The organism is Agrobacterium sp. BT-220-3, assembly GCF_025910175.1.
GTDB classification, from domain to species: domain Bacteria; phylum Pseudomonadota; class Alphaproteobacteria; order Rhizobiales; family Rhizobiaceae; genus Agrobacterium; species Agrobacterium oryzihabitans.
Genome location: NZ_JAPAIX010000002.1, coordinates 57388 through 83218 on the forward strand (window position 1 = coordinate 57388; position 25831 = coordinate 83218).

General features: G+C 61.1%; 22 protein-coding genes. 12 read left to right on the forward strand and 10 right to left on the reverse strand.

The window, feature by feature from the left end; all coding sequences use genetic code 11:
* The first annotated feature begins 260 nt into the window (after positions 1 to 260).
* Genes OK142_RS06895 through OK142_RS06910 form a run of 4 tightly spaced genes read left to right on the forward strand, consistent with a single transcriptional unit; the run spans position 261 to position 4557 of the window.
* A complete protein-coding gene (locus OK142_RS06895) occupies positions 261 to 1784 on the forward strand; it encodes a sugar ABC transporter ATP-binding protein (RefSeq protein ID WP_498681818.1) in 1524 nt (507 codons plus the stop codon).
* Entirely contained in the window at positions 1784 to 2827 is a 1044-nt protein-coding gene (locus OK142_RS06900) for an ABC transporter permease (protein WP_498682547.1), read from the forward strand. Before OK142_RS06895 ends, OK142_RS06900 begins: the two co-directional genes overlap by 1 nt.
* Complete coding sequence (gene yjfF, locus OK142_RS06905; RefSeq protein WP_082185813.1) at positions 2824 to 3804, forward strand: galactofuranose ABC transporter, permease protein YjfF; 981 nt, start codon at positions 2824 to 2826, stop codon at positions 3802 to 3804. The genes OK142_RS06900 and yjfF overlap by 4 nt, the downstream gene beginning before the upstream one ends.
* Before the next feature lie 18 nt (positions 3805 to 3822).
* Positions 3823 to 4557 carry a FadR/GntR family transcriptional regulator gene (locus OK142_RS06910; RefSeq protein ID WP_035220762.1) on the forward strand — a complete coding sequence of 245 codons (735 nt, stop codon included), beginning with the start codon at positions 3823 to 3825 and terminating at the stop codon, positions 4555 to 4557.
* A 227-nt stretch (positions 4558 to 4784) separates the two neighbouring features.
* On the opposite strand, the gene OK142_RS06915 is transcribed toward OK142_RS06910, so the two are convergent.
* A complete protein-coding gene (locus tag OK142_RS06915; RefSeq protein WP_498681820.1) occupies positions 4785 to 6002 on the reverse strand; it encodes an MFS transporter in 1218 nt (405 codons plus the stop codon).
* Positions 6003 to 6182: 180 nt separating this feature from the next.
* Here OK142_RS06915 and OK142_RS06920 point away from each other — a divergent pair, with 180 nt between their 5' ends.
* Together OK142_RS06920 and OK142_RS06925 are read left to right on the forward strand one after the other, a co-directional pair.
* Positions 6183 to 7121: an AraC family transcriptional regulator gene (locus OK142_RS06920; RefSeq protein ID WP_082185811.1), complete on the forward strand. Its 939-nt coding sequence runs from the start codon at positions 6183 to 6185 to the stop codon at positions 7119 to 7121.
* 82 nt (positions 7122 to 7203) lie between these two features.
* Positions 7204 to 7842, forward strand: a complete 639-nt coding sequence (locus OK142_RS06925) for a class I SAM-dependent methyltransferase (RefSeq protein ID WP_498681822.1) — start codon at positions 7204 to 7206, stop codon at positions 7840 to 7842.
* Positions 7843 to 7856: 14 nt separating this feature from the next.
* Here OK142_RS06925 and OK142_RS06930 read toward each other — a convergent pair whose 3' ends face one another.
* Genes OK142_RS06930 through OK142_RS06940 form a run of 3 tightly spaced genes read right to left on the reverse strand, consistent with a single transcriptional unit; the run spans position 7857 to position 13325 of the window.
* Positions 7857 to 11132, reverse strand: a complete 3276-nt coding sequence (locus OK142_RS06930) for an error-prone DNA polymerase (protein WP_498681823.1) — start codon at positions 11130 to 11132, stop codon at positions 7857 to 7859.
* Positions 11129 to 12646, reverse strand: coding sequence for a Y-family DNA polymerase (locus OK142_RS06935; RefSeq protein ID WP_498681824.1), 1518 nt, complete (start codon positions 12644 to 12646; stop codon positions 11129 to 11131). Before OK142_RS06935 ends, OK142_RS06930 begins: the two co-directional genes overlap by 4 nt.
* A complete protein-coding gene (locus OK142_RS06940; protein ID WP_003500907.1) occupies positions 12561 to 13325 on the reverse strand; it encodes an ImuA family protein in 765 nt (254 codons plus the stop codon). The genes OK142_RS06935 and OK142_RS06940 overlap by 86 nt, the downstream gene beginning before the upstream one ends.
* A 230-nt stretch (positions 13326 to 13555) precedes the next feature.
* Between OK142_RS06940 and OK142_RS06945 the strand changes: the two genes are divergently transcribed.
* The 3 genes from OK142_RS06945 (at position 13556) to OK142_RS06955 (ending at position 15554) form a co-directional block, all read left to right on the forward strand.
* Positions 13556 to 13909, forward strand: coding sequence for a DUF1304 domain-containing protein (locus OK142_RS06945; protein WP_003500906.1), 354 nt, complete (start codon positions 13556 to 13558; stop codon positions 13907 to 13909).
* A 4-nt stretch (positions 13910 to 13913) separates the two neighbouring features.
* Positions 13914 to 15185: a glycerate kinase type-2 family protein gene (locus tag OK142_RS06950; protein WP_498681825.1), complete on the forward strand. Its 1272-nt coding sequence runs from the start codon at positions 13914 to 13916 to the stop codon at positions 15183 to 15185.
* Positions 15186 to 15305: 120 nt separating this feature from the next.
* Positions 15306 to 15554: a hypothetical protein gene (locus OK142_RS06955; protein ID WP_082185807.1), complete on the forward strand. Its 249-nt coding sequence runs from the start codon at positions 15306 to 15308 to the stop codon at positions 15552 to 15554.
* Positions 15555 to 15818: 264 nt separating this feature from the next.
* Here the strand turns inward: OK142_RS06955 and OK142_RS06960 are convergent, their stop codons facing one another.
* From OK142_RS06960 to OK142_RS06985, 6 genes are all read right to left on the reverse strand, one after another.
* Entirely contained in the window at positions 15819 to 17006 is a 1188-nt protein-coding gene (locus OK142_RS06960) for a Gfo/Idh/MocA family protein (protein WP_498681827.1), read from the reverse strand.
* Positions 17007 to 17077: 71 nt separating this feature from the next.
* On the reverse strand, positions 17078 to 18130 hold the full coding sequence (locus OK142_RS06965) for a sugar phosphate isomerase/epimerase family protein (protein ID WP_498681828.1): 1053 nt from the start codon (positions 18128 to 18130) through the stop codon (positions 17078 to 17080).
* 145 nt (positions 18131 to 18275) lie between these two features.
* Positions 18276 to 19349 carry an ABC transporter ATP-binding protein gene (locus tag OK142_RS06970; RefSeq protein WP_498681830.1) on the reverse strand — a complete coding sequence of 358 codons (1074 nt, stop codon included), beginning with the start codon at positions 19347 to 19349 and terminating at the stop codon, positions 18276 to 18278.
* A gap of 16 nt (positions 19350 to 19365) precedes the next feature.
* A complete protein-coding gene (locus OK142_RS06975) occupies positions 19366 to 20214 on the reverse strand; it encodes a carbohydrate ABC transporter permease (protein WP_020809465.1) in 849 nt (282 codons plus the stop codon).
* Positions 20207 to 21145, reverse strand: a complete 939-nt coding sequence (locus tag OK142_RS06980; protein WP_498681833.1) for a carbohydrate ABC transporter permease — start codon at positions 21143 to 21145, stop codon at positions 20207 to 20209. Before OK142_RS06980 ends, OK142_RS06975 begins: the two co-directional genes overlap by 8 nt.
* A 70-nt stretch (positions 21146 to 21215) precedes the next feature.
* Positions 21216 to 22517 (reverse strand): ABC transporter substrate-binding protein, encoded by a 1302-nt coding sequence (locus OK142_RS06985; protein WP_498681835.1) that lies wholly within the window; start codon positions 22515 to 22517, stop codon positions 21216 to 21218.
* A 196-nt stretch (positions 22518 to 22713) separates the two neighbouring features.
* On the opposite strand from OK142_RS06985, the gene OK142_RS06990 reads away from it, so the two are divergent.
* The 3 genes from OK142_RS06990 to OK142_RS07000 are packed head-to-tail and all read left to right on the forward strand — an operon-like array spanning position 22714 to position 25723.
* A complete protein-coding gene (locus tag OK142_RS06990; RefSeq protein ID WP_498681836.1) occupies positions 22714 to 23913 on the forward strand; it encodes an ROK family protein in 1200 nt (399 codons plus the stop codon).
* A gap of 50 nt (positions 23914 to 23963) precedes the next feature.
* Positions 23964 to 25064 carry a Gfo/Idh/MocA family protein gene (locus tag OK142_RS06995; protein ID WP_498681839.1) on the forward strand — a complete coding sequence of 367 codons (1101 nt, stop codon included), beginning with the start codon at positions 23964 to 23966 and terminating at the stop codon, positions 25062 to 25064.
* Positions 25065 to 25081: 17 nt separating this feature from the next.
* A complete protein-coding gene (locus tag OK142_RS07000) occupies positions 25082 to 25723 on the forward strand; it encodes a ThuA domain-containing protein (protein ID WP_003500892.1) in 642 nt (213 codons plus the stop codon).
* Positions 25724 to 25831: the final 108 nt, after the last annotated feature.

Sequence of the window (25831 nt, forward strand, 5' to 3'; positions counted from 1 at the left end):
CTGCTGAAGAGAGGGAAACTTCTCGGATTCAGTCTGTAGAATGATCGCGTATGAAGCGGGCGGACGCCGCTTGTTCTTCTCCCCGCCGGGGAGAAGTCCGCGGCAGCGGGATGAGGGGGCAAGGGTAGCGATAGACCGAGAGCTAGCCCCCTCATCCGCCCCTTCGGGCCACCTTCTCCCCGGCGGGGAGAAGAAAACAAGCCGCCCCCTACGTGCTCATTCCACTTGATACGAGACCCATTTCGATACGGAACCTGCTCATGCCCGAAACCGCACCACTTCTGGAAGCACGCTCCATCGGCAAATCCTTTCTCGGGATCACGGCGCTGGACGGCGTTGATTTCTCGCTCCGGCGGGGTGAAATCCACGCATTGCTGGGTGAAAACGGCGCGGGCAAATCGACGCTGATCAAGATCCTGACCGGGGTTTATCACCGCGACAGCGGTTCGATCTTTCTGGAAGGCGCAGAGATATCGCCCGCCAATGTCGGCGAGGCGCAGTCGCTCGGCATCGGCACGGTCTATCAGGAAGTGAACCTTCTCGAAAACCTGACGGTGGCCGAAAACCTGTTTCTTGGCCGCCAGCCGCGCCGTTTCGGGTTGATCGACCGCAACACGATGCAGAAAGAAGCGCAGGCGCTGCTTGCCCAATACGGGCTTTCCATTGACGTCAACGCCCTGCTTTCCAGCTATTCCGTCGCCATCCGCCAGATCATCGCCATTGCCCGCGCCGTCGATCTTTCCGGCAAGGTGCTGGTGCTGGACGAACCCACCGCCAGCCTTGATACCCATGAGGTCGAGATGCTGTTCGGGGTTTTGAAAAACCTGCGCGCGCGCGGCATCGGCATCGTCATCATCACCCACTTCCTCAATCAGGTCTATGATATCGCCGACCGGGTGACGGTGCTGCGAAACGGCCGCCTTGTCGGCACACGCGACATCGGCAGCCTGCCGAGGTCCGAACTGATTTCAATGATGCTGGGCCGCGAGCTTCAGCACATCACACACGAACACCAGGCGACCGACGATACGGTTGCCGAGGGCGAGCCGCCGATCCGTTTCGAAGGTTACGGCAAACGCGGCAGCATCGCCCCCTTCGATCTCGGCATCCGGCCGGGAGAGATCGTCGGCGTCGCCGGCCTTTTGGGCTCGGGACGGACGGAAACCGCTTTCCTGCTCTTCGGCATCGACCGACCCGATACCGGCATGGCGATGATCGACGGAAAAGCGGCGGCGATTTCGTCTCCCGAAGCCGCAATCTCGGCGGGGTTCGGTTTCTGCCCGGAAGAACGCAAGTCGGACGGCATCATCGGCGATTTTTCGGTGACGGACAATATTGCGCTGGCGCTTCAGGCGCGTCAGGGCTGGGCGCGTCCGCTTTCCCGAAGGCAGAAGGCTGAACTGGCTGAAAGCTTCATCAAATCGCTCGACATCCGACCTGCCGATCCTGACCGGCCGATAAAGTTCCTGTCCGGCGGCAACCAGCAGAAGGCCATTCTGGCGCGCTGGCTCGCCACCCAACCCCGGCTTCTGATCCTCGACGAGCCCACCCGAGGCATCGATATCGGCGCACATGCGGAAATCCTCAAGATGATCGAAAAACTCTGTACCGAGGGCATGTCGCTCATCGTCATCTCATCCGAACTGGAGGAACTTACAGCCGTTGCCCACCGGGTCGTCGTTTTGTCCGACCGTCGGCATGTCAGCGAATTGAAGGGCGGCGAGGTGACGGCCGATAACATCATGCGGGCCATCGCGGATGCGGCCAGAACGGAGGCGGCATGATGGTGGCTGTAACACGACGCCTGAAAAGGCTTGCTCCCCAGCTTATCGCCCTCTTCGTCATTCTGGCAGCGATTACAATCGTTTCGCCGGGCTTCCTGCATGTTTCGCTCCAGAATGGCAGGCTCTATGGCAGCCTGATGGACATCCTCGTGCGTGCTGCCCCGGTGGCGCTGCTGACCATCGGCATGACGCTCGTCATCGCTACCAAAGGCATCGATCTGTCGATCGGCGCGGTCATCGCCATTTGCGGAGCGGTTGCCGCCACGCTCATCAGCAATGGCCATTCCATCGCCTCTGTCATCGTCGTCTCGCTGGCGGTGGGCATTGCCTGCGGGTTGTGGAACGGGGTGCTGGTCGCCCTGCTCGACATACAGCCGATCATCGCCACCCTGATCCTGATGGTGGCGGGGCGCGGCATCGCCCAGCTGATCACGGAAGGTGTCATTCTCACCTTCAATAATGACGGTTTCTCCGCCATCGGCTCCGGCTCGCTCGCGGGTATTCCGCTACCCGTCATCATCTGGGTGGCGGCCGCGCTGCTGATCGGCCTTCTGGTGCGCAAGAGCGCGCTCGGTTTCCTGATCGAGGCGACCGGCATCAATCGCCGTGCGGCAGCGCTCGCCGGGGTTCGCGCACGCTTCCTGCTGTTTTTCGTCTATGCCGTTTCCGGCCTCTGCGCCGCCATCGCCGGCTTGATCGTGACCGCCGATATTCGCGGCGCGGATGCCAATAATGCCGGGCTGTGGCTGGAACTGGACGCCATATTGGCAGTGGTGATCGGCGGCACCTCGCTGAATGGCGGCCGCTTCTCCATCACCGCCTCGCTCATCGGCGCACTCATCATCCAGACCATCAATACCGGTATTCTGGTCTCCGGTTTCCCGCCGGAATTCAACCTCATCATCAAGGCAGGCATCATCATGGTGGTTCTGACGCTGCAATCACCGGCGATCATGACGGTTCTGGGCTTCGTCAGAACGCCGAAGCCGCACCCGAAACCGACCGCCGCCAGCAGCATGACCAAGGAAGGAACCGCGCGATGATCCACAGCCGCAACCTTCCTTTCCTCACCACGCTGACGATCTTCGTCATCGCCTATCTTCTCTGCGTGCTGCAATATCCGGCGATCCTGTCGACACGGGTGATCGGCAATCTTCTGACCGACAATGCCTTTCTTGGCATCGCCGCCGTCGGCATGACCTTCGTCATCCTGTCGGGCGGCATCGATCTGTCCATCGGATCGGTCATCGCCTTTACCAGCGTCTTCGTCGCCGTCATGGTCGGCACCTATAACATCCACCCGCTTCTCGCCTTCGCCATCGTGCTGGTGGTCTCGACACTGTTCGGCTGCCTGATGGGGGCGATGATCCGCTTCCTCGCCATCCCGCCTTTCGTGGTGACGCTGGCGGGCATGTTCCTGGCGCGTGGTGCTGCCTATCTCATTTCGACGCAATCCGTGCCGATCTCGCATCCCTTCATCGATGCGATACAGGGCTTTTATTACCGCTTTCCCGGCGGTGGCAGACTGACGGCGCTTGCGATGGTGATGCTTCTCGTCTTTGCCGCCGGCATGCTGATCGCCAGCCGCACCCGCTTCGGCGCCAATGTCTATGCACTGGGCGGCAACCCGCAATCGGCCGAACTGATGGGCGTACCGATCGGGTCAACGACGATCGGCATCTATGCGCTTTCCGGTTTTCTCTCCGGTCTCGCCGGCATCGTCTACACGCTCTACACCTCGTCGGGCTATTCGCTGGCGACGGTGGGGGTTGAACTCGACGCCATCGCTGCCGTCGTCATCGGCGGCACGCTTCTGACCGGCGGCACGGGGCTGGTGGCGGGAACCTTTATCGGCCTTCTCATCCAGGGGTTGATCCAGACTTACATCGTCTTTGATGGAACGCTTTCTTCCTGGTGGACGAAAATCGTCATCGGCGTGCTGCTTTTCGTCTTCATCGTGTTGCAGCGCGCAATCATCTGGTATTCAAACAGGAGATTGGCCGGACCGCATCCGGCATAATTGCAAACGGAGGCTTGCTTGGGGCTGCTCGAAACGACGATAAGCGGACGAAAACGCCGGAACAGCCACGCCCACGTGGTCTCCGAACTCGGCAGCGCCATCGTTTCAGGCAGAATAGCGGAAGGTTCGCTCTTGCCCAATGATGCCGAACTGTCGCTGCGTTTCGGCGTTTCGCGCACCGTGCTGCGAGAAACCATGAAGACGCTGGCAGCCAAGCGGCTCGTCGAACCCAAGGCCAAGGTCGGCACCCGCGTTCTCGACCGTTCGAGCTGGAACTTCTTTGATCCCGACGTGCTGGGCTGGCGCTGCGAAGCCGGGATAGACGAGGAATTCGTCACGCATCTGGCGGAAATCCGCCTCGCGCTCGAACCGGCCGCCGCTGCCGCTGCGGCCCTGCAGGCCTCGAATGACGATATCGTTTCCCTCTACGTGATCGCCGCCAAGTTCGACAATCCGAAACATACGCCGGAGACCATCGCCAAGGTCGATCTCGAATTCCACCTTGCCGTCGCACATATGTCCGGCAATCCCTTCATGCGTTCGGCAAGCGGGCTCATCGAAGCGGCACTCGCCATATCCTTCCAGCTTTCGTCACCGGCAGCCTCACCCGGCACCATTGCCGAAATTGCCTCCAATCACCTGCGCATCGTGCACGCCATTGCGGCTCGGGATGCCGATGCCGCGGTGAAGGCCATGCGCCACGTGATCGAGGTTGGTAAGGACCGGACGCAGAAGGCGATCAAGGCGCCTTGAAGACGGAATAATATGGACCGAGCGGGTGCCACTTGTTCCTTCTCCCCGTCGGGAAGAAGGTCGCGGCATCGGGATGAGGGGCAAGCTCTCGGTCCATCGCTGACGTCGCCTCCTCATCCGACCCTTCGGGCCACCTTCTCCCCGGCGGGGAGAAGAAATATGCGGCAACGCTTTCGCTTAATTTCGGACCCCCACGAGAATGCGGGTCTTTTTATTCTAACCGTATCTTACCCCTGCGACTTCTCGATCTGCGGCACCACACCCCGGCGCGACGCCATCAGCGATGCGCCGAGGAGTGCGGCGATCGACACGAAGACGAAGACCATGGTTGCGCCCTGAAGGTCGATCAGCAGACCGCCCAGAACCGCACCGCTGGAGATGGCGATCTGGAAGGTGGTGAGCAAAAGCGCGCCGGCGCTTTCGGCCTCATCGGAAGCGACCCTCGTGATGAAGCTCTGCACGCTGACCGGAAGTGCGCCGAAAGCAAAGCCCCAGGAGGCGATGGCGAGGCCCGCGACGATGGGCGATGCACCGGCGAGCACCAGCACCGAGGCGGACGCGGCGATGAGGGTGGCGGCGAACGTCACCGCCCAGGCCGTGTTTTTCTCGGCGAGGAAACCGCCGAAGAGATTACCGAAGAAGCCGCCGATACCGTAGGCCAGCAAAACCAGCGAGATCGCCTCGACGCCAAGCTGCGGCACGTCTTCGAGGAACGGGCGCACATAGGTGAAGCCGGCAAAGTGACCTGCGACAATGAACAGCGTCGTCAGAAGGCCGATCCTGACCTGTGGGCGCTGCAACAGGCGGAACATGGTGGAGAGACCCGGCGCGCCGGCGGGCGGCAGGGACGGAACGGTGAGCAGTTGCACGAGAAGTGCAATGACGCCGAGCACGCCGGCGACGACGAAGGCCGCACGCCAGCCGAGCGTCGCGCCGATCCATGCACCCACCGGGGCAGCGCAGACGGTGGCGACCGAAACGCCCGTCAGAATGATGGCCATGGCGCGCGGCATCTTATCGAGCGGCACGAGCCTCAGCGCCAGCGCTGCCGACATGGCCCAGAAGCCGCCAAGGCCGATGCCAAGCAGGACGCGCGATGCAAACAGCATGAAAAGACCATTGGCAAAGGCAGCCAGCGTGCTGGAGATGATCAAGAGCATGGTGAGCCCGAGCAAAGTCCAGCGGCGGTCGATGCTGCGTGTGCCGATGACAACGCCGGGACCAGCCACCGCCGCAACCAGCGCCGTGACGGTGATGGACTGGCCGGCAATGCCGGAACTGATGGAAAGATCTGTCGAAAGTGGTGTCAGAAGGCTGACCGGCAGGAATTCCGCCGTCACCAGTCCGAACACGCCGAGCGAAAGTGAAACCACGGCGGCCCACTTCGCATCCGGTTCCTTTCTGCGCGGCACATATTCAAGTTCGTTGATTGTCCGGGTGTTCATGAAAATCTCCTGATGCGCATTCTGAAATGCGCCCTGAAACAGAATGGTAAAGTGAGGAAGCCGGTGGGAGCCCGGCTCGTCGCCCGCAAATCGATGCTCGTAACCTATGCGTGACAACCCGGCGTTTCCATGCTAGAAAATCCGCATTCCTTAACCAAACGTCCGAATTTGTGAGTTGCCATGAATGATGCACTGACGGAAATGTTGCGTGGCCTGCGGCTTGACGGTGTTGAATACGGCCGCTGCCGCATGGCGACGCCTTGGGCGACAGCCTTTCCTGAACAGGAGGCGGCGCGGTTTCATTTCATCGGCGTGGGACAGGCCAAATTGCGGAAACCCTCTGGAGAATGGCTGACGCTGAAATGCGGCGATGCGGTGCTTCTGCCCCGTGGCCATGCGCATATACTGGGCAGCGGCGAGGATGTGAGGCCCGCCCCCTTCGACCGGTTCGGCAAGAAGGAAGTGTGCCAGGGCATTTTTGACATGCAATGCGCCAGCGCCGGTGGCGACACGGTGGCGTTTACCGCCTCCATGCGTTTCAACATGGATAATCTGCACCCGCTGTTGCAGCTTATGCCGGATGTGATGCTAACCAGTGATCTGGCCAAAAGCGACCCGGCCATTCCGCATCTCCTGGAAGCCATGGCGCGCGAGGTGGAACTGAACCGCGTCGGTGCCGGCGGCATTCTGGCGCGGCTTGCCGATGTCCTGACGGCGACCTTGATCCGCACATGGGTGGAATATGGCTGCGGCGATTCCAGCGGCTGGCTTGCCGCCGTGCGCAATCCCGAACTTGGGCGGGTGCTGGCCGCCATCCACCTCACCCCCGAAAAGGACTGGAGCGTGGAAGAGCTTGCCTCCCTGATGGGCGCATCCCGCTCCAGTTTCGCGGAACGCTTCACCCGCGTGGTGGGTGAAAGCCCGGCGCGTTATGTGGTGCGCATTCGCATGCATCAGGCGCGGTTGTGGCTGCGTGAGGGCATGCGCGTGACGCTGGCGGCGGAAAAACTCGGCTACGATTCCGAAGCCTCCTTCAGCCGTGCCTTCAAACGCGTGATCGGCGCGCCGCCCAGCCAGTTCCGCAGGAAGGACACAGCCGGGCTGGAGGATGCAGCTTAAAAGCGTCAAACAAACCGGATAGGATATTGCGTGAGAGCAGATACGCCTGAAGCGGAAGGGCGCCGTCCGGGGAGCATCCACCATGAGCATTGCCGACGACGCCCGTTTCTGGAACCGGAGCGCGCGGAAATATGCAAAGGGCAGAGTTTCGGATGAAGCGGGATATGAGCGAACGCTGGAGCGAACCCGCGCCCTGCTGAAACCGGATGACAGGGTGCTGGAACTGGGCTGCGGCACCGGGACAACGGCAATCCGGCTGGCGGGCGGTGTCAAAGACTACCTTGCGACGGATATTTCCGCTGACATGATCGCGATTGCCGAGGAGCGAAAATCCGCCGCCGGCGCTCTTTCAAACCTTGCCTTCCGTGTAGCGACTGCGGAAGCAATCCTGCCTGGCGACGTGCCGTTTAATGCGGTGCTGGGTTTCAATTATCTTCATCTGGTCCGCGACCTGCCCGGCACATTGCAGCATATCCATTCCCTGCTTGGCGCGCAGGGACTGTTGATCACCAAGACACCCTGCGTCGGCGATATGAACCCGCTTATCCGCCTTGTGCTGCCGGTGATGCGGGCGATCGGCAAGGCACCCTATGCCGGCGTGTTCAATGCGACCGAACTGGGCCGGCATATAATGGCGGGCGGCTTCGACATTCTGGCTACGGAAATCCATGCCACGAAGGGCAAAGACAGGCGCCCCTACATCGTGGCGCGCAAAAGATGAGCCAAGCCTTCGTCTCAGTGGAAGTTGCGGGAGATGACCTTTATCCGCTCCACCTCATCTTCATGATGGGCGGCAGGCGGCGGATGTTTCCTGTTTGCACGGTGATCTTCCGGTGGAATACCATGGTGAAACTCATCGCCACGCCCGTGCGGCAGGGGAAAGGCGTGGTTGCGCTCACCCACGCTTGCCAGCGCCTCCGACAGGTCGGTCAACCGGTGGGCGACCAGATGCACCACCTCGCCTTCCCGCTGGATCTTGCCGTAAATACCGACCATGCCGGCGGACAGCACCACGCGCCGGTATTTTTCGAAGGTCTTGACCCAAAGGACAGCGTTGGCGATGCCCGTCTCGTCCTCCAGCGTCATGAAGATCACGCCCTTTGCCGAACCGGGGCGCTGACGCACCAGAACGAGGCCCGCCGTTTCCAGCCATGTGCCATCCCGCACACGCACCGCCTCCGCGCAGGTGACGATGCGGCGGCGGGAAAGGTCGCGCCGCAGGAAGGTCATGGGGTGTTCGCGCAGCGTCAGCCCCACATGGCCGTAATCCTGCACCACCTCGCCGCCATCCGTCATGGGCCTGAGCGTGACGGATGGCTCCTGAAGCTCGTCCACCACGGCATTTTCCCGGCTGGCGGCAGCCGCGAAAAGCGGCAGCGGCTCATCCCGCAGGGCCTTGATGGCCCAGAGCGCCTCGCGTCTGGCAAGCGAAAGCGACGGTAGAAAGGCATCGGCTTCGGCCAGACAGACTAGGGCAGCGGCGGGAACACCCGCCCTTCGCCACAGATCGTCGACGGAGGCGAAAGGCCGATCCTGCCGACCGGTGACGATATCGGCAGCATGTTTGTTGGAAAGCCCCTTCACCATGCGCAGGCCAAGCCGCACGGCAAACCGCTCCTCACCCTTGCCATTCTTCTTGCCCGTAGGCTCCAGCGTACAATCAAAACGGCTGTTATTGACGCAGACCGGGCGCACCTCCACGCCATGATCGCGCGCATCACGCACGATCTGCGCCGGGGCGTAAAACCCCATGGGTTGTGAATTGAGAAGCGCCGTGCAGAAAATATCGGGATGATGGCATTTCAGCCATGAGGAGGCATAGGCGATCAGCGCGAAGGAGGCCGCATGGCTTTCAGGAAAACCATAGCTGCCGAACCCTTCCAGCTGCTTGAAGATGCGTTCGGCGAATTCTTGCTCATAACCGCGCTCCACCATGCCATCGATCATATCCTGCCGGAATTTGGAGATGGTGCCGACATTCTTGAAGGTCGCCATGGCGCGACGCAACTGATCCGCCTTGCCGGGTGAAAAACCGGCGCATTCGATGGCGACGCGCATCGCCTGCTCCTGAAACAGCGGCACGCCCAGCGTTTTGCCCAGCACGCCTCTCAATTCCTCCTTCGGATAATGTTCCTCTTCTTTTTTGTCACGGCGACGAAGATAGGGGTGCACCATATCGCCCTGAATGGGACCGGGACGAACGATGGCGACCTGAATGACGAGATCGTAGAATATCTTTGGCTTCAACCGCGGCAGCATGGACATCTGCGCCCGGCTTTCAATCTGGAAGGTGCCGAGCGTATCGGCTTTCTGGATCATGGCATAGGTGGGGTCATCATCCTGCGGGACAGTGGCGAGATCGTATTTAACGCCCGTGCGCTCTTCCAGCATGTTGAAACCGCGCTTCATGCAGGAGAGCATGCCGAGCGCCAGGCAATCCATCTTCATGAACTTGACGACATCGATATCGTCCTTGTCCCATTCGATGATCTGCCGGTCGTCCATGGCGGCGGGTTCGATCGGCACCAGCTCGTCCAGCCGGTCATGGGTCAGAACGAAGCCGCCCGGATGCTGGCTGTGATGGCGCGGCGTGCCGACAAGCTGGTTGGCCAGCTCGAAGGCGAGTTTCAGGCGTCTATCCTCCATATTGAGGTTCAGCTCCTGCACCTGTTTTTCACCCACCCCTTCGCTCCAGCGCCAGACCTGCGAGGACAGAAGTTTGGTCAAATCTTCCGGCAGGCCCAAAACCTTGCCGACATCGCGAAGCGCCCCGCGCCCGCGATAACGGGTGACGACCGAACAGAGCGCGGCCTTGTCGCGACCATAGGTGTCATAAACCCACTGGATGACCTCTTCGCGCCGCTGATGCTCGAAATCCACGTCGATGTCAGGCGGTTCGCGCCGTTCTTCCGAAACAAAACGTTCGAACAGGAGATCGACCTTGACGGGATCGATGGCAGTGATGCCGAGCACGTAACAGACCACCGAATTGGCGGCCGAGCCACGCCCCTGACAGAGAATATCCAGCGAGCGCGCATGGCGGACGATGGCATTCACCGTCAGGAAATAGGGCGCATATTCCAGCCTTCCGATCAGGCCAAGTTCATGATGCAACGCCCTTTTCACCTTCTCCGGCAGACCATCCGGATAACGCCCTGGCACCGCTTCCCAGACGAGCTTCTCCAGCGCCTGCTGCGCCGTCAGCCCCGGCAGACTGCGCTCTTCAGGGTATTGATAGACCAGTTCCTTCAGCGAAAATTTGCAGCGTTTCGCGATTTCGAGGCTGCGGGAGAGCGCTTCCGGGTAGCGGGCAAACAGCCGGTGCATCTCTTCCGGTGGTTTCATATAGCGGTCGGCATGGCGTTCGCGCCGGAAACCCGCCTCGTCGATGGTGCAATTATGCCGGATGCAGGTAACGACATCCTGCAGCATGCGCCGCTCGGGCACATGAAACAGTACGTCATTGGTCACCACTGTCGGCACACCAGCGGCTTCGGCCATCCCAGACAGTTCGAAAAGCCGCATCTGGTCGTTGGGCCGTCTTCTGAGGCTCAGCGCCATATAGGCCCGGTCCGCAAAAGCGGCTTTCAGTCGCCGCAGGCGAAGCGCGCAGAGATCATCGGCGAGATCGGCAAGCAGCACCACGATCAGGCCTTCGCCATAGGCGACGAGGTCATCCCATGTCAGCCGGCATTTGCCCTTGCCACCCCTTTTCTTGCCAACGGAAAGCAGCCGGCAAAGCCGCCCATAAGCTGGGCGATCCATGGGGTAAACAAGCACGGAAAGATCGTCATCCAGATCGAGCCGGCAGCCGATGACAAGTCGGATGCCATGATTATTGGCGGCTTCATAAGCGCGGGGAATGCCCGCAAGGCTGTTGCGATCCACGATGCCCAGCGTCTCGATGCCGAGATTTTTGGCCTGTTCGAACAGCTCCTCGCAGGAGCTTGCGCCGCGCAGGAAGGAAAAATGCGTGGTCACCTGCAGCTCGGCATAACGCGGCGTGCTCATGCGAAGACCCCATGGATGAACCAGCCCTGCGAACCCGTCTCGGCATGTTCGCCATCACCGGAGCGGAAAATCCAGAAACGCTCTCCGCTTTCGTTTTCCACCGTGAAATAATCGCGCACGGCCGCCTTTTCCCGGTCGCGTTTCCACCATTCGCCGAACACCCGTTCCGGCCCGTCGGCGCGCCGCACATTGTGGCGCACGCCTTTCCAGAGGAAATAACGCGGCGGGTGGTCGGGCAGCAGCGCCAGCGTCTCGATGGGTTCCGGCCTTGCAAAAAGCCTGACAGGGCGGGGCCAGTGGCCGGGCCAGCCGAGCGTATCCTCAAGCGCAAGCGCCGCCACGGGGGCAACGGAACGTTCCGGCACGTCGCTTGCCACCGCTGCATAACGATAGACCCTATGGCCGCGATTGAGGATGACATCCACCGTATCGGCGATGTCCGCACGGCCTTCCTCCAGAAGCGAGGAACGGGCCTGTACAGCCACAAGCGGCTCGGCATGGGTGGCGGTCAGCACCATCATCTCGATGCCGAAGCCGGGATCGATGGTGTCGATCCGGTCGGTCAGGAGCCGAACCAGCTGTTTGACATCGCGCACCGGTCTGGAGGTGCCGGCCCGCACCGCCTGCAGGCCGCTATCCACCCGGTGCAGCACCAGATCGACGCGACGTGCACCGAGGCCGCGTTTTTCAAGCGCTGCGCAAAGGCCTGCAACAAGCTTCTGTGTATAACGGGCAATCGTCTCCGCCGCCGCAATCGGCTCGGGAAAGGCGCGCCGCACCTCCACCAGCTCGGCCACGTGCACCGGTTCTATGGGTTCGCCGATCTCCCCGAAAGCCTGGGAAAGGCGACGGACGAGTTCCGGGCCGAAACGCAGGGTAAGCGGCGCGCGCGGAGCCTCGGCAAGCTCGCCGATGGTACGGAAGCCGAGCACCTTCAAGCCTGACACGATACGCTCCTCCAGCCGGAGCGCGGAAAGCGGCAATCCACTGATCACCGCCCGCTGGGCACCCGGCGGCACGATGCTGATTTCCTCACGGCCGAAACGGGCAAGCGCATGGGCCGCTCCCCAGCTATCGGCAATGGCGGCGCGGGCTGCAAAACCGGTGGCATGCAGGCGGTTGACCATGCCGCTCAGCATCAGCGTCTCATTGCCGTGCAGATGGTCTGCCCCCGCCGTATCAAGCACCAGCCCGTCCGGTGGATCGGCGGCGACGATGGGGGCGTAGATGCGCAGGAAGTGAAATGCGAGCTGCTGCAGGGCGCGGGCATCGGCGCCCGCATCCAGATTTTCGACGAGAAGACCCGGCACCAGCGCCTGCGCCTTGCTGACCGGCGTGCCGGGCCGGATGCCAGCCGCCTTTGCCGCCTTGTCGAGCGCCAGCACCAGCCGGCGGCTGCCCTGGCGGCCGATCATGACCAGCGGCTTTTCAACCGGCGGCGCGTCCTTGCCCGAAAGACGCCGGAAGCGATCCGTCGGCCATGTCGGCAGGTAGAGCGAGACGACCCTTTGCATCACAGGCTTCCACTTCAAATTCAGCACTTTCGCCGCCGCGACATCGCAAAAGTTCCAGAAACCAGCGCGGCCTGCCCACACCCGGCACCGGCAAGGGCGAAGAGGGCCGGACCGAGACACGCCAGCGGGTCACCGCCGCCGTCGGCTCGCCGAACAGCGCCGCATCGGCCGCGCGCCGGAAACGGCGGATGGCGATGCCGGTAACACCAGAGGTTTCCGCCGCCAGTTGCAGCCGCCGCGAGGCATTCATTGGCAACTTCGCCAATTCACCCATCACCGCGCCGAAACCATTGCAGCGCAAGCCCTCCTCGAAACAGTCGAGCACACCTTTTTCATCGCGGCATTCAACGATGATGACCCGGTTCTGCGACAGCCCGGCCTGCGTCAATCCCGGCATGAACAGATCTCGCCGGGTCACGCACCATAAAACCTTGCCGGACAGCCTTGCTGCCACACCGGCCGCAAAAAGGGCCGCCGCCGCACCATCGGCAGCGCCATTGCCGCCGCCGCTCACCTCATGCAGGCAACCGAGCTTTAGCCCGCCTCCCGGCAGGTGATGGTCGATGGCATCCACGCCGAAAGGCAAGGTCTCGTGCAGGCGCTGAGGGCCGTTACCGATCCTTTCCAGCCTTTCACGCAGCTCTTCGACAACGAGCAACTGGTCCGCGCGCTTTTGCATGGCATGACGGGTTTCAATTCCGGTTATTCATCACTATTGTTCTTGTTTTGTTCCTATTTCGGCAAAGAGTCAAGCAACAGACTGCCGCTCATCAACAGTTTGCACGGGAAGAGAAGATTCTGGCCTTGCAGCGCCTCGTCCCGCCGTTAAAACGGAATTGTCCGCTCGCTGCCGTTCTTCTCACGGGAACCGATGTGCCACGGACATCAGGGTTTTGGAGGAAACCGCCGATGATCGCCAGCATTCTGATTGCCGTGGTTGCGGCCATCCATCTTTACATCGTCATTCTGGAAATGCTGCTGTGGGAAAAGCCCGCCGGCCGCAGGGCCTTCGGTCTTTCGGCGGATTTCGCCCGGCAGACGAAAGTGCTGGCCGCCAATCAGGGGCTTTATAACGGGTTTCTGGCCGCCGGGCTGGTCTATGGGCTGATCCAGGGCGATGAAGGGCTGAGCTTCAAGGTCTTCTTTCTTGCCTGCGTTCTGGTGGCCGGAATTTTCGGCGCCATCACCGCCAATATGAAAATCCTGTTCATTCAGGCGCTGCCGGCCGTGTTCGCGCTCGGCTTCCTCTGGATCGGAGTATGAACCGATGAGCACATGGAACGACGCGTCCGCAAGAGACGCTCTCAACCGCATATTCATGGCGGCAGTCGCGAGCGCCGATCCTGCAAAGGTGCTGCAACGCCACCTTCCTTCGCCGCCCAAGGGCCGCTGCGTGGTGGTGGGCGCGGGCAAAGCCTCGGCCGCCATGGCCGCAGCGCTGGAAGCGGCATGGCCGCATGTCGATCTTTCCGGTGTGGTGGTGACGCGTTACGGCCATGCTGTCCCGACCACACGCATCGAGATCATCGAAGCATCGCATCCGGTGCCTGACGATATGAGCGCGGAAGCGGCAAAACGCATTCTCGCCGCCGTTGAGGGGCTGACGGCCGACGACATGGTGATCGCGCTGATTTCCGGCGGCGGTTCGGCGCTGATGGTCGCCCCCGCCGAAGGCATGACCCTTGCGGACAAGATGGCCGTCAATCGTGCCCTGCTTGCCAGCGGCGCGACGATTTCCGAAATGAACGCCGTGCGCAAGCACCTTTCCCGCATCAAGGGTGGACGGCTGGCGCTGGCTGCCAAGCCGGCCAAGGTGGTGTCGCTGCTGATTTCCGATGTCCCCGGCGACGACCCCTCCGAAATTGCCTCCGGCCCGACGGTTGCCGATCCGAGCGACATTAAAACCGTGCGGGAAATCGTCTCACGCTACGAACTCGACCTTCCCGAAACGGTGCGCAAAGTATTGGAAAAAGGTGAGGAAACACCGAAGGACGGCGATATCGACGAGGATGTCAGGATGATCGCGGCGCCCTCGCTCGCCCTGCAGGCGGCGGCTGATGAGGCCGTCAGGCTCGGCCTTACACCACTCATCCTCGGCGATTCCCTTGAAGGCGAATCCAAGGATGTCGGCGCCGTCATGGCCGGTATCGCACTGTCCGCCAGCCGCAAGGGTCTGCCGCTCAAAGGCCCGGCCGTGCTGCTTTCCGGCGGCGAAACCACGGTGACAATCGGCAAGGGGCCCGCCGGCAAGGGGGGGCGCAACACGGAATTCCTGCTGAGCCTTGCACTGACGCTGAAGGGCGCAGAGGGTATCTGGGCCATTGCCGGCGACAGCGACGGCATTGACGGCGTCGAGGATGCAGCCGGCGCGCTGGTGACGCCGGATACGCTGGTGCGCATGCGCAATGCCGGCGCTGACCCGCGTCAGTCGCTCGTGACCCACGATAGCTATACCGCTTTCAAGGCAGCCGGCGATCTTGTGGTGACGGGTCCGACGCTGACGAATGTAAATGATATCAGGGCGATTTTGATCGGGTGAACGCGGGAGAATTCGAGGCGGCTATCCCCGCCCGGGCACGTGCATCAGCAGGCAGAGCCCATTTTTGACTATGCCTTCTGACAGGTATAATCTGGAGGCGTGTCACTTGGAGCCTCAGCCATGCGTCCTGGAGTGCTCATACTTGGCCTCATCATGGCCCTTATTCCTACCTTGGCGGATGCCCACAATTGCAAATGCCGAAATCGCGGCGTCATGTTCGAACTCGGCCAAACATCCTGTCTAAAGGTCGATGGCGGCTCTTATCTCGCGCGCTGCGAGATGAAACTCAACGTCTCGTCCTGGACCAAGGTTCAGGACGGTTGCCCCGTGACGGAACGGGCGCAGCAGCAGACGACACGCGTTAATTGATAACGTCGTCAGATGGGGTGAGACCAAACCTCTAATCAAGGAGTCCAAGCTTTGGCCGAGCGATGACGAAGGCGACGAGCCGCATGCGCTCAGCATTTATGTTTTCCCATCGATGGTAAGACGACCCCTCCTCCGTCATCCTCGGGCTTGACCCGAGGATCCATGGTCGCACCGGGTAATGGATCCTCGGGTCAAGCCCGAGGATGACGTGGAATGCGAGGATGGGTTGTCAGCAGCTTGGGACAGTTGATGCCCCCTGCTCTGTTACAGCTTCACCCAACCACCATTCTTCCTGCCGGATTCAACGCACGCCGTGACGAAGGCGACACCTTTGACGCCGTCATCGACGGTTGGATAGATAACCGCCTTGTCCAGCGCCGAGCCGGTGCGGCGAGCCTCGATGGCATGCGCGGCCTCGGTATAGATGGTCGCGAAGGCTTCGAGGTAACCTTCCGGATGGCCGGAAGGAATGCGGGTGACGCGTGCGGCTGCGGCCCCTGCCCCGGCGCCGCCGCGGGTGATGAGCTGCTTCGGCTCGCCGAGCCTCGTGAACCACAGATAGTTCGGATCGGCCTGCGTCCACTCGAGACCGGCCTTGTCGCCGTAAACACGGATTTTCAGCCCGTTTTCGTGACCCACCGCAACCTGGCTGCACCAGAGCAGACCCTTGGCCGCCTGCTTGCCGCCATTGGGTTTGAAGCGCAGCATCACATGCGCATTGTCATCCAGCCGTCGGCCCTCGACAAAAGTGTGCACATCCGCCGCAAGCTCATCGGCTTCCAGACCGGAAATGAAGCAGCCGAGATTATAGGCATGGGTGCCGATATCGCCCGTTGAACCGCCCACGCCGGATTGCGCCGGATCGGTGCGCCAGACGGCCTGTTTCGCGCCCGTCTGTTCCACCGCCTCCGTCAGCCAGTCCTGTGGATATTCCATCTGCACCAGACGGATAGTCCCGAGTGCGCCGGACTGTACCAGTTCCCGTGCATGCCGAACCATGGGATAACCGGTGTAATTATGCGTCAGGATGAACAGCGCATCGGCCTTGTCCGCCACCTCCTTCAGCTTCTTGGCATCCTCCAGATTGGAGGTCAGCGGTTTGTCGCAGATGACATGGATGCCGCGTTCCAGAAATGCCTTTGCCGCCGGATAGTGCACATGGTTGGGCGTGACGATCGCGACCGCCTCGATGCCATCCTCGCGAAGTGCTTCCTTCTCGGCCATTTCCTCGAACGAGCCATAGCAACGTTCCGGATCAAGCCCGAGCTCCTGCCCGGAGGCAATGGATTTTTCCGGCGTGGACGACAGGGCACCCGCCACGAGATCGAAGCGATTGTCGAGCCGCGCGGCCATGCGGTGAACGCCGCCGATAAATGCGCCCGAACCGCCGCCCACCATGCCAAGGCGAATGCGCCTGTTCGCCTTGTCGGTTGTTTTTCCTTCAATAGCCATAATATCTCCTCGGCATTTTTTTAAGCGCATTTCCGCACGGAAAGCCGCTCACACTTTTCCTGGAAATGCTTTCAAAGCCCAAGCATGCGCCGGTTGGCCGCATCGTCGGTGCCAGCAGATGCGAAGTCATCAAAGGCTTTTTCGGTGACGCGGATGATATGGTGCTTGACGAATTCCGCGCCTTCACGGGCGCCGTCTTCGGGGTGTTTCAGCGCGCATTCCCACTCGACCACGGCCCAGCCGTCGAAATCATTGGCCGCCATCCTGGAGAAGACCGCACCGAAATCAACCTGTCCATCCCCCAGCGAGCGGAAGCGGCCGGCGCGATTGACCCAGCCCTGGTAACCGCCATAAACGCCCTGTCGGCCGGTCGGATTGAACTCCGCATCCTTGACGTGGAACATCTTGATGCGGTCTTTGTAAATATCGATATTGTCGAGATAATCGAGGCATTGCAGCACGTAATGCGACGGGTCGTAGAGCATGTTGGCGCGCTTGTGGTTCTTCACCCGTTCCAGAAACATCTCAAAGGTGACGCCATCGTGCAGGTCTTCGCCCGGATGGATTTCGTAGCAGACATCCACGCCCTGCTCATCGGCATAATCGAGGATCGGCGTCCAGCGTTTCGCCAGCTCGTCAAAAGCGGTTTCCACCAGACCGGCCGGTCGCTGCGGCCAGGGATAGATGAACGGCCAGGCGAGAGCGCCCGAAAAGGTCGCATGGGCCTTGATGCCGAGATTCTTCGACGCTTTCAGCGCCAGCTTCACCTGCTCCACCGCCCATTGCTGGCGGGCCTTCGGATTGCCGCGCACTTCCGGCGCGGCAAAACCGTCAAAGGCCTCGTCATAGACCGGGTGAACGGCAACCAGCTGGCCCTGCAAATGGGTGGAAAGCTCGGTCACCTCAACGCCATTCTGGCGGGCGACACCGGCGAATTCGTCGCAATAATCCTTCGATTCCGCCGCTTTTCTGAGATCGATCAATTGTCCGGCCCAGGTCGGCACCTGCACACCGGCGTAACCCTTTTCCGCCGCCCATTTGGTAATGCCGTCCCAGCTGTTGAAAGGTGCGGCATCACCGGCAAACTGACCGAGAAAAAGACCCGGCCCCTTGATCGTTCTCATGAAATCTCCTCCCTGTATCGATACAGTTTAGCAGTAAACCGCTTTTGCTCCCAATCGCCAAGCTAACCGCTGGTTATTTTCAAACAAGCCCCCAAATGCCAAGGGGCGAGAGAATTTCGCTCTTCGCTAAAAAACCAGAAAGCGGCTAAAGCGCCAGCCCGCTCGCCCTGTCGAACACGTGGACGCGCTCATGATGGACAGTGGCGGCAAAGGGGGTGTTAACCTTGACCAGCTGCTCACCATCCACCACCGCCGTCACCTGATCGCCCGCCAGTTCGAAGACCACATGCGTCTGCGCACCGGTCGGCTCCACCAGCACCGTCCTGCCGGACAGCGAGATATCGCCGCCGACGGTCGAGCCGATATGTTCCGGTCTCAGACCGATCGTCACCGGCTGGCCGCGCTTGACCTTGCGTGTGGCGGCGATGCGGATCGCGGTTCCGTCCTTCAGCCGGGCCGCGGGCTGATCGCCCTCACCATCGACTACGCCTTCGATGAGGTTCATGGCCGGTGAGCCGATGAAGGCGGCAACGAAGAGATTGGCAGGCGTCTTGTAAAGTTCGAGTGGCGTGCCCTGCTGCTCGATACGGCCGTGATTGAGCACCACCACCCGGTCCGCCAGCGTCATCGCCTCGATCTGGTCATGGGTGACATAGATGGAAGTCGTGCCAACTTTCTGATGCAGGGTCTTGATTTCGCTCCGCATCTGCACGCGCAGCTTGGCATCGAGATTGGACAGCGGCTCATCGAACAGGAAGACGGCCGGATTGCGCACCACGGCGCGGCCCATGGCGACGCGCTGGCGCTGGCCGCCGGAAAGCTGCGAGGGCTTGCGATCCAGAAGCTTGCCGAGATCGAGCATGCGCGCCGCTTCCGCCACGCGTTCTTCAATGATGTTCTTCGGCTGGCCGGCGAGCTTCAGGTTGAAGCCCATGTTTTCGGCGACCGTCATATGCGGATAAAGCGCATAGGACTGGAACACCATGGCGATGTTGCGCTCGCGCGGGGTCATGCCGTTAACGACGGTGCCGCCGATGAGGATATCCCCATCGGTGATTTCCTCCAGGCCGGCGATCATGCGCAGGAGCGTGGACTTGCCGCAGCCCGAAGGTCCGACCAGCGCGATGAATTCGCCGTCCGTAATATCAAGCGAGATGCCGTGAATGACATCGAGCGCGGCATAGGACTTGCGGATATCTCTCAGTTCGACGGAAGCCATGTTTGCTCCTTTCAAGTCACGATTTGACGGCACCGGCCGTCAGGCCCGCGATGATGTGTTTCTGTGCGAGGAAGAAAACGATGACGGTCGGCAGGATCGTCAAAGTGATGAAGGCAAGCACCAGCTGCCATTCCGTGCCGAATTCGCCGCGATAGACCATGATACCGAGCGGCCAGGGATATTTCGATTCCGAATTCAGCATGATCAGCGGCAGGATGTAGCTGTTCCAGCTGCCGACGAAGGAGACGATGCCGACGGTCGCCACGATGGGCCGCGAGAGCGGCATCGAAATGTGCCAGAAGAAGCGCAGATAGCCGCAACCATCCACGAAAGCGGCCTGAAACAGCTCCTCCGGCAGATTGCGGAAATAATTGCGAAACAGGAGAATGCTCATGCCCAGCCCGAAGGCCACCTGCGGCAGCACCACGCCCCAATAGGTATCGAGCAGGCCGAGATCGCGGATGCGGATGAACAGCGGCAGGATCGCGGTTGCTGCCGGGAACATCAGCCCCAGCAGGAAATAATTGAGCAGGAAGGACGAGCCGAAGAACTTCACATGCGCGAAGGTGAAGGCCGCCATGGCCGAAACGGTGAGCGTCAGGAACACCGTCAACAGCGCGATGACCAGCGAGTTGAAAATCTGCAGCCAGTAGCGCTTGCCGAAGAGAATATCGCCGTAATTGGCCCACTGCCATTCGGCAGGAATGCCGAACGGGTTGACCCGCAGGTCTCCCAGCGTCTTGAAGCCGCCAAGTGCGGTGGTGAGCAACGGGATGAGTACGATAGCCGCGATCAGGCTCAGCGATATATAAAGGTAGAGCTTTGTTTGCAGCGGCATGCGGACGGAGGTGGATGTGTCAGTCATGGCGCATGAAAATCCTTTTGTAACCGAAGGCGAGCGTCACGCAGATGATGAAAAGAACGACGCCGACCGCGCTGCCAAGCCCCACCTGCATGCGCATGACGCCGTAGGTGTAGAGGAACGTGACCATGGTTTGCGTGGAGTTGGACGGACCGCCGCCGGTGAGCGGCATGATCATGTCGAACAGTTGCAGCGAGCCGATCACCGCGAAGAAGACGGACAGTCGCACCGTGGAACCGAGCATCGGCAGCGTGACATACCGGAATTTCTGCCAGCCCGTCGCGCCATCGATTTCCGCCGCCTCCAGAACATTCTTGTCGACGGATTGAAGGCCGGCGATGAACAGCATCATGTGGAAACCGAAATATTTCCAGACGATGACGCCAAGCACGGCATAGATCGCCACATCCTTGTCCGCCAGCACGTAAGGATTGGCGAAGCCGAAGAAATTGGAAATGGCGGCGAACAGGCCATAGTCTCCATCATAGACGAAACGCCAGATCAGGCCGGCCGCGACATCCGCCAAGACGTAGGGCAGGAAAAACACCAGCCGGAAGGCGACGACGCCCGGAAGGCGGTGCGCCAGCATCATGGCAAGCCAGATCGCCAGCGGAATCTGGATCAGCACCGAAATCAGGATGATAAGGCCGTTATTCAGCAGCGCCTGCGAAAAGGCGGCATTGCCGAACAGCACCTGAAAATTCCTCAGACCCACGAAATCGGTCGGCGTGCCGTAACCGTTCCAGCGGTAAAGGCTGTACCACGCCGCCTCGCCCATGGGCAGGATGACGAACAGGGTAAAGAGCAGAAGTGCGGGCGGCAGGAAGACCAGCAGGGTCAGCGCCCGGTCATGCGCGACCGAGCTTTGCTTGCGCTTTGTCTTCGTTGCGCCGCGCGCCGTTATGGACGCAGAAGTCATGGAAATATCCGTCATCTCTATCCGCTTTCATTCAGGCAGATACTGCGGCGCCGCGTCCCGCGCGGCGCCGTCATGGAACCGAAAATCAGCGAAGCTCGAAAGCATCCTGAATTTGCTTGGCGCCCTCTTCCGCACTCATCTGGCCGGAGACGATCTCGACGGAGACATCGTTGACGACGCGGCCAACGGCTGCGCCCAGGGTCTGGTCGAAGAAGTTCTGATGCCAGGTGGAACCGGCAAGCTGCTTGGCCGAATCCGCCAGCAGCGGGTTTTTCACCGCACCGTCAGCACCCGTCGCAACGGGCAGTATCATGCCGGCTGCTGCCATCTTCTCTTCGCTTTCCTTGCTGGTCAGGAATGCCGCGAAATCGAGCGCTTCCTTGGAGGCGTTCTTCGTGACCGCCCAGCCATTCAGCCCGCCCAGCGTGTCGGTGGCCTTGCCGGCCCCGCCGTCGACGGCGGGAAAGGCGAAGCGGCCGATATTGTCGGCTGCAAGGCCCTTGCCGTCACCGGCATTCTTGCGCTGGTTGGCCTCCGTATTGTCGAAGCCGAGGATCATCGCCGCCTTGCCGTCACCGAAGACACCAAGCGCCTGCGGCCAGGTGGAGCCGAGATAACCGGGCTGGAAGGGTTCGAGCTTGCCGAACTCGGCCAGCTGCTCGCCCGCCTTGATGATGGATGGATCCATGAAGCCTTCGCCCTCGCCCTTGCGGGCGGCATCGAACACGGCCTGCCCGCCATTGCGCATGACGAGGTAGCTCCAGTAGAAATGGATCGGCCATTTTTCACCGCCGCCACCGGCAATCGGCACGATACCGGCTTCCTTGATTTTCTTGACGGTGGCGCCGAGATCGTCCCAGGTCTTGATGTCTTCCGCCTTCACGCCGGCCTTGGCAAACAGCTCCTTGTTGTAAAAGAAGCTGACGAGGCTGACCTTGTAAGGCACGGCCCAGACCTTGCCGTCAAACGACAATCCGTCGATTGCGGAAGCATTATAGGCCTGCCGAAGCTTGCCGCCATCAGCGTCGAAAACTTCGGTCAGATCCTTCAGCGCGCCGGTTTTGGACTGTTCCTCAAGAACGCCGCCGCCCCAGCTATAGAAGAAATCCGGTACGTCGTTGGACTGTAAGAGGGTCGGCAATTTCGCCTTGAATGCCTCGTTCTCCAGGAATTGCAGCTGCACATCCACATCAGGATGCTTGGTCTCGAAATCCTTGGCAATCTCCTCCCAGACGGCCACGGCTTTCGGGTCCAGTTCCACATGCATCCATTTAACGACCGTTGCGGCCGAGGCGCTGGCCGCGCCGAGCATGAGAGCAATGCTTGTCGTTGCGGCAAAGCCTGTCAGCCTGCCGCTCAGGCTTGCGCCTGCGTGCCAAATCGTCATGATGGTGATCCTCCCTCGGGGATTTCCTCATTTATTCCCCAATGCGGATTAATTCACATTAGGCCTCGCTCAATGTCAAGGCAGGTTGCCGATTTTTTGCGCGAACAGCTTGACACACCCCTCCCCTACACCGTTATTTAATCCGTAACCCGACATAAATCGGTTCTCGAACCGGCATTGATCGCAGCAGGACCCCATGAAGACCGCAGACCCAGAATTGATGCGCGCGATCAACAGGCTGAGCGTGCTTGACAGCATCCGCCGCCACGGGCCGATATCCCGGGTGGAAATCAGCGAAAGAACGCAGCTTTCCACCACCACCGTTTCGGCGATCACCGCCTCTCTGCTCGATGACGGGCTGATCCTGACCCGTCACCTCGGAGATATCCGCACCGAAGGCGCGCGCGGCAGGCCACGGGTGATGCTGGAGCTGAACCCGGATGCGGCCCGCGTGGTTGGCGCCAAGATCGCGGCAAGCCGCATGGTCTTCGTCGTTACCGATTTCTGCGGTAACGTGCTGTCCACCCTCCCCCTGCCGATCCGCGTCGACCGCCAGCCGATCGGCGTCATTGCCGATCTGGTGGAGGACGGGGTGCGCCGCTGTGTCGTCGATGCCGGGCTGTCGCTGGAAGATGTGGACATGGTCTGCCTTGGCCTTCCCGGCGTCATCGAACATCGCACCGGCAAGATCCGCAGCAGCCCCATCCTGCGGGAAGTGAACGTCAATTTTGCGCAGGAAATGACAGCACGGCTGAATTCGCCGACCATCATCGAAAGCGACGCCCACGCCATCACGCTCGCCCACCACTGGTTCGGCCATGCGCGCGATCTGGAAGACATGGTGCTGATTTCGCTCGAACAGACGCTGGGGCTTGGCGTGCTGCACCAGAACCAGCTGTTTCGCGGTGCCGGCGGCCTCAGCCACAATCTCGGCGACCTCGTGATCGGCCTTGCCAGCGAGGGTACGGTGCGGCTGGCGAGCCAGGCGGGCGAAAATGCCATTCTCGGCTCTCGCCCCGTGGACGGGCGTTTTGCCGAAGCGATCCGGCTCGGCCGTGGCATGCAGCATGCCCATGCGCTGATTGCGGCCGAAGACCACGAACTGATTGCGGCGGCCCTGCGCGCAGGCGCGGCACTGGGCCTGACGCTTGCCAATATCGTCACGCTGTTTGCGCCGCCGCGCGTCATTATCACCGGCTCCAGCCTCGAGCTCGGCGAACCCTTCATCGCCAGTATTCGCGACAGCTACAACGCCGCCGTGCCGCCTTCGCTGGCCGGCGTCGCCGAGCTGGTTTTCGACATTGCGAGCGACGAGCTGTGGGCGCAGGGGGCAGCGGCGGTGGCGCTCTACGAGCTTTACGAATCGCCATGGAACACGACGGGGCCTGCTCTCTAACCCAGGGTGGAGGCAGGCTTCAGCATTTCAGATTTACGGGAGGAAATCACATGAACAGGGTCGGTATCGGCATCATCGGCTGCGGCAACATCTCCAGCGCCTATCTCAAGGCCATGGCGTCGTTTCCCATTCTCGACATTCGCGGACTGGCGGATATGAACGCGGAGGCCGCGAAGGCACGGGCAGACGAATTCGGCCTTCAGGCAAAAAGCATCGACGAGTTGCTGTCCGATCCTTCCGTGGAAATCATCGTCAACCTGACGATCCCCAAGGCGCATGTGGAAGTGGGCCTACGCGCGCTTGAGGCGGGAAAACACGCCTATTCGGAAAAGCCGCTCGGCATCAATTTCTCAGAAGGCAAAAGGCTTGCGGATGCGGCCAAGGCAAAGGGCCTGCGCATCGGCTCTGCCCCGGATACGTTCCTCGGCGGCGGACACCAGACCGCACGCCGCCTGATCGATGAGGGTGTGCTGGGCCAGCCGGTTGGCGGCACGGCCACCTTCATGTGCCCCGGCCATGAGCGCTGGCACCCCAACCCGGCCTTTTATTACGAAGTTGGCGGCGGGCCGATGCTGGATATGGGCCCCTATTACATCACCGATCTCGTCAACTTTTTCGGTCCGGTTTCCAAGGTGGCAGGTTTCGCCATCGCACCGCGCAACGAGCGTCTCATCACCAGCGAGCCGAAGAACGGCGAAAAAATCCCCGTCCATGTCGCCACCCATGTTTCCGGCGTGCTGGCATTCAGGAACGGCGCGGTGGTGCAGGTGGACATGAGCTTCGATGTGGCGGGCCACAAGCACGTGCCGCTGGAACTCTACGGCACCGAAGGCACGCTGATCGTGCCCGATCCCAACCATTTCGGCGGCGAGGTGCAATTGCTGAAAAAGGGCGGCCAGTTCGAGCCGCAGGCACTGTCGTCGCCCTATGCTGACGGTAACTACCGCTCCATCGGCGTGGCCGACATGGCCTATGCGATCCGCGAAAATCGCCCGCACCGTGCCAATGGCGATCTTGCCCTGCATGTGCTCGAGGTTATGGAAGCCTTCCAGACGGCATCGGACAGCGGCACGACCGTTTCCATCACCACCGAGGCGGAGCGCCCTGCTCCTCTCGAAACTTCGCTGGTCGACGGCCAGCTCGGCAAATAATCCGCAGGAGGAAATAAATGCGTGAAGCACTCATCGTCTGGGGCGGCTGGAGCGGCCACGAGCCGCAGGAATGCGCCACAATCGTCAAGGACATGCTGGAGGAAGACGGTTTCAAGGTTTATGTGGAACACAGCACGGAGGCTTTCGCCGATCCCTCCGTGCATGATCTGAGCCTCGTCGTGCCCATCGTCACCATGTCGAAGATCGAGAAGGAAGAGATCAAGAACCTCACGGCAGCCGTGGAAAACGGCGTCGGCATTGCCGGTTTCCATGGCGGCGCGGGCGACAGTTTCCGCGAATGCGTCGAATACCAGTTCATGATCGGTGGCCAATGGGTCGCCCATCCCGGTAATATCATCGACTATCACGTCAACATCACCCGTCCCGACGACCCGCTGATGGAGGGGATTGCCGATTTCCCCTACACATCGGAGCAATATTACATGCACGTCGACCCTTCGAACGAGGTGCTGGCGACGACAAAGTTCACCGGAGACCATGCCTGGTGGATCGACGGTGTGGTGATGCCGGTGGTGTGGAAACGCAAATACGGCAAGGGCCGGGTTTTCTATTCGGCGCTCGGCCATCAGGCCAAGGAATTTTCCGTGCCGCAGATGAAGACCATGTTCCGCCGCGGCGCCAACTGGGCGGCGCGGTGAGGCTATAGGTCGAGACGGCCAAATACTCTCTCCGTCATGCCGGACTTGATCCGGCATCCAGCAGCAGCGCGTCTGCGCGGCGTCAGGAGTCTTTCGCGATCAAGGACT

Coding starts and splice junctions, on each gene's coding strand:
- OK142_RS06925 (WP_498681822.1), top strand. CDS start 7,204: ATGAGCATTGCCGACGACGCCCGTTTCTGGAACCGGAGCGCGCGGAAA.
- OK142_RS06975 (WP_020809465.1), bottom strand. CDS start 20,214: ATGACTGACACATCCACCTCCGTCCGCATGCCGCTGCAAACAAAGCTC.
- OK142_RS06995 (WP_498681839.1), top strand. CDS start 23,964: ATGAACAGGGTCGGTATCGGCATCATCGGCTGCGGCAACATCTCCAGC.
- OK142_RS06930 (WP_498681823.1), bottom strand. CDS start 11,132: ATGAGCACGCCGCGTTATGCCGAGCTGCAGGTGACCACGCATTTTTCC.
- OK142_RS06980 (WP_498681833.1), bottom strand. CDS start 21,145: ATGACGGATATTTCCATGACTTCTGCGTCCATAACGGCGCGCGGCGCA.
- OK142_RS06945 (WP_003500906.1), top strand. CDS start 13,556: ATGATCGCCAGCATTCTGATTGCCGTGGTTGCGGCCATCCATCTTTAC.
- OK142_RS06970 (WP_498681830.1), bottom strand. CDS start 19,349: ATGGCTTCCGTCGAACTGAGAGATATCCGCAAGTCCTATGCCGCGCTC.
- OK142_RS06955 (WP_082185807.1), top strand. CDS start 15,306: ATGCGTCCTGGAGTGCTCATACTTGGCCTCATCATGGCCCTTATTCCT.
- OK142_RS06920 (WP_082185811.1), top strand. CDS start 6,183: ATGAATGATGCACTGACGGAAATGTTGCGTGGCCTGCGGCTTGACGGT.
- OK142_RS06950 (WP_498681825.1), top strand. CDS start 13,914: ATGAGCACATGGAACGACGCGTCCGCAAGAGACGCTCTCAACCGCATA.
- OK142_RS06900 (WP_498682547.1), top strand. CDS start 1,784: ATGGTGGCTGTAACACGACGCCTGAAAAGGCTTGCTCCCCAGCTTATC.
- OK142_RS06990 (WP_498681836.1), top strand. CDS start 22,714: ATGAAGACCGCAGACCCAGAATTGATGCGCGCGATCAACAGGCTGAGC.
- OK142_RS06985 (WP_498681835.1), bottom strand. CDS start 22,517: ATGACGATTTGGCACGCAGGCGCAAGCCTGAGCGGCAGGCTGACAGGC.
- OK142_RS06940 (WP_003500907.1), bottom strand. CDS start 13,325: ATGCAAAAGCGCGCGGACCAGTTGCTCGTTGTCGAAGAGCTGCGTGAA.
- OK142_RS06935 (WP_498681824.1), bottom strand. CDS start 12,646: ATGCAAAGGGTCGTCTCGCTCTACCTGCCGACATGGCCGACGGATCGC.
- OK142_RS06915 (WP_498681820.1), bottom strand. CDS start 6,002: ATGAACACCCGGACAATCAACGAACTTGAATATGTGCCGCGCAGAAAG.
- OK142_RS06965 (WP_498681828.1), bottom strand. CDS start 18,130: ATGAGAACGATCAAGGGGCCGGGTCTTTTTCTCGGTCAGTTTGCCGGT.
- OK142_RS07000 (WP_003500892.1), top strand. CDS start 25,082: ATGCGTGAAGCACTCATCGTCTGGGGCGGCTGGAGCGGCCACGAGCCG.
- OK142_RS06960 (WP_498681827.1), bottom strand. CDS start 17,006: ATGGCTATTGAAGGAAAAACAACCGACAAGGCGAACAGGCGCATTCGC.
- OK142_RS06895 (WP_498681818.1), top strand. CDS start 261: ATGCCCGAAACCGCACCACTTCTGGAAGCACGCTCCATCGGCAAATCC.
- yjfF (WP_082185813.1), top strand. CDS start 2,824: ATGATCCACAGCCGCAACCTTCCTTTCCTCACCACGCTGACGATCTTC.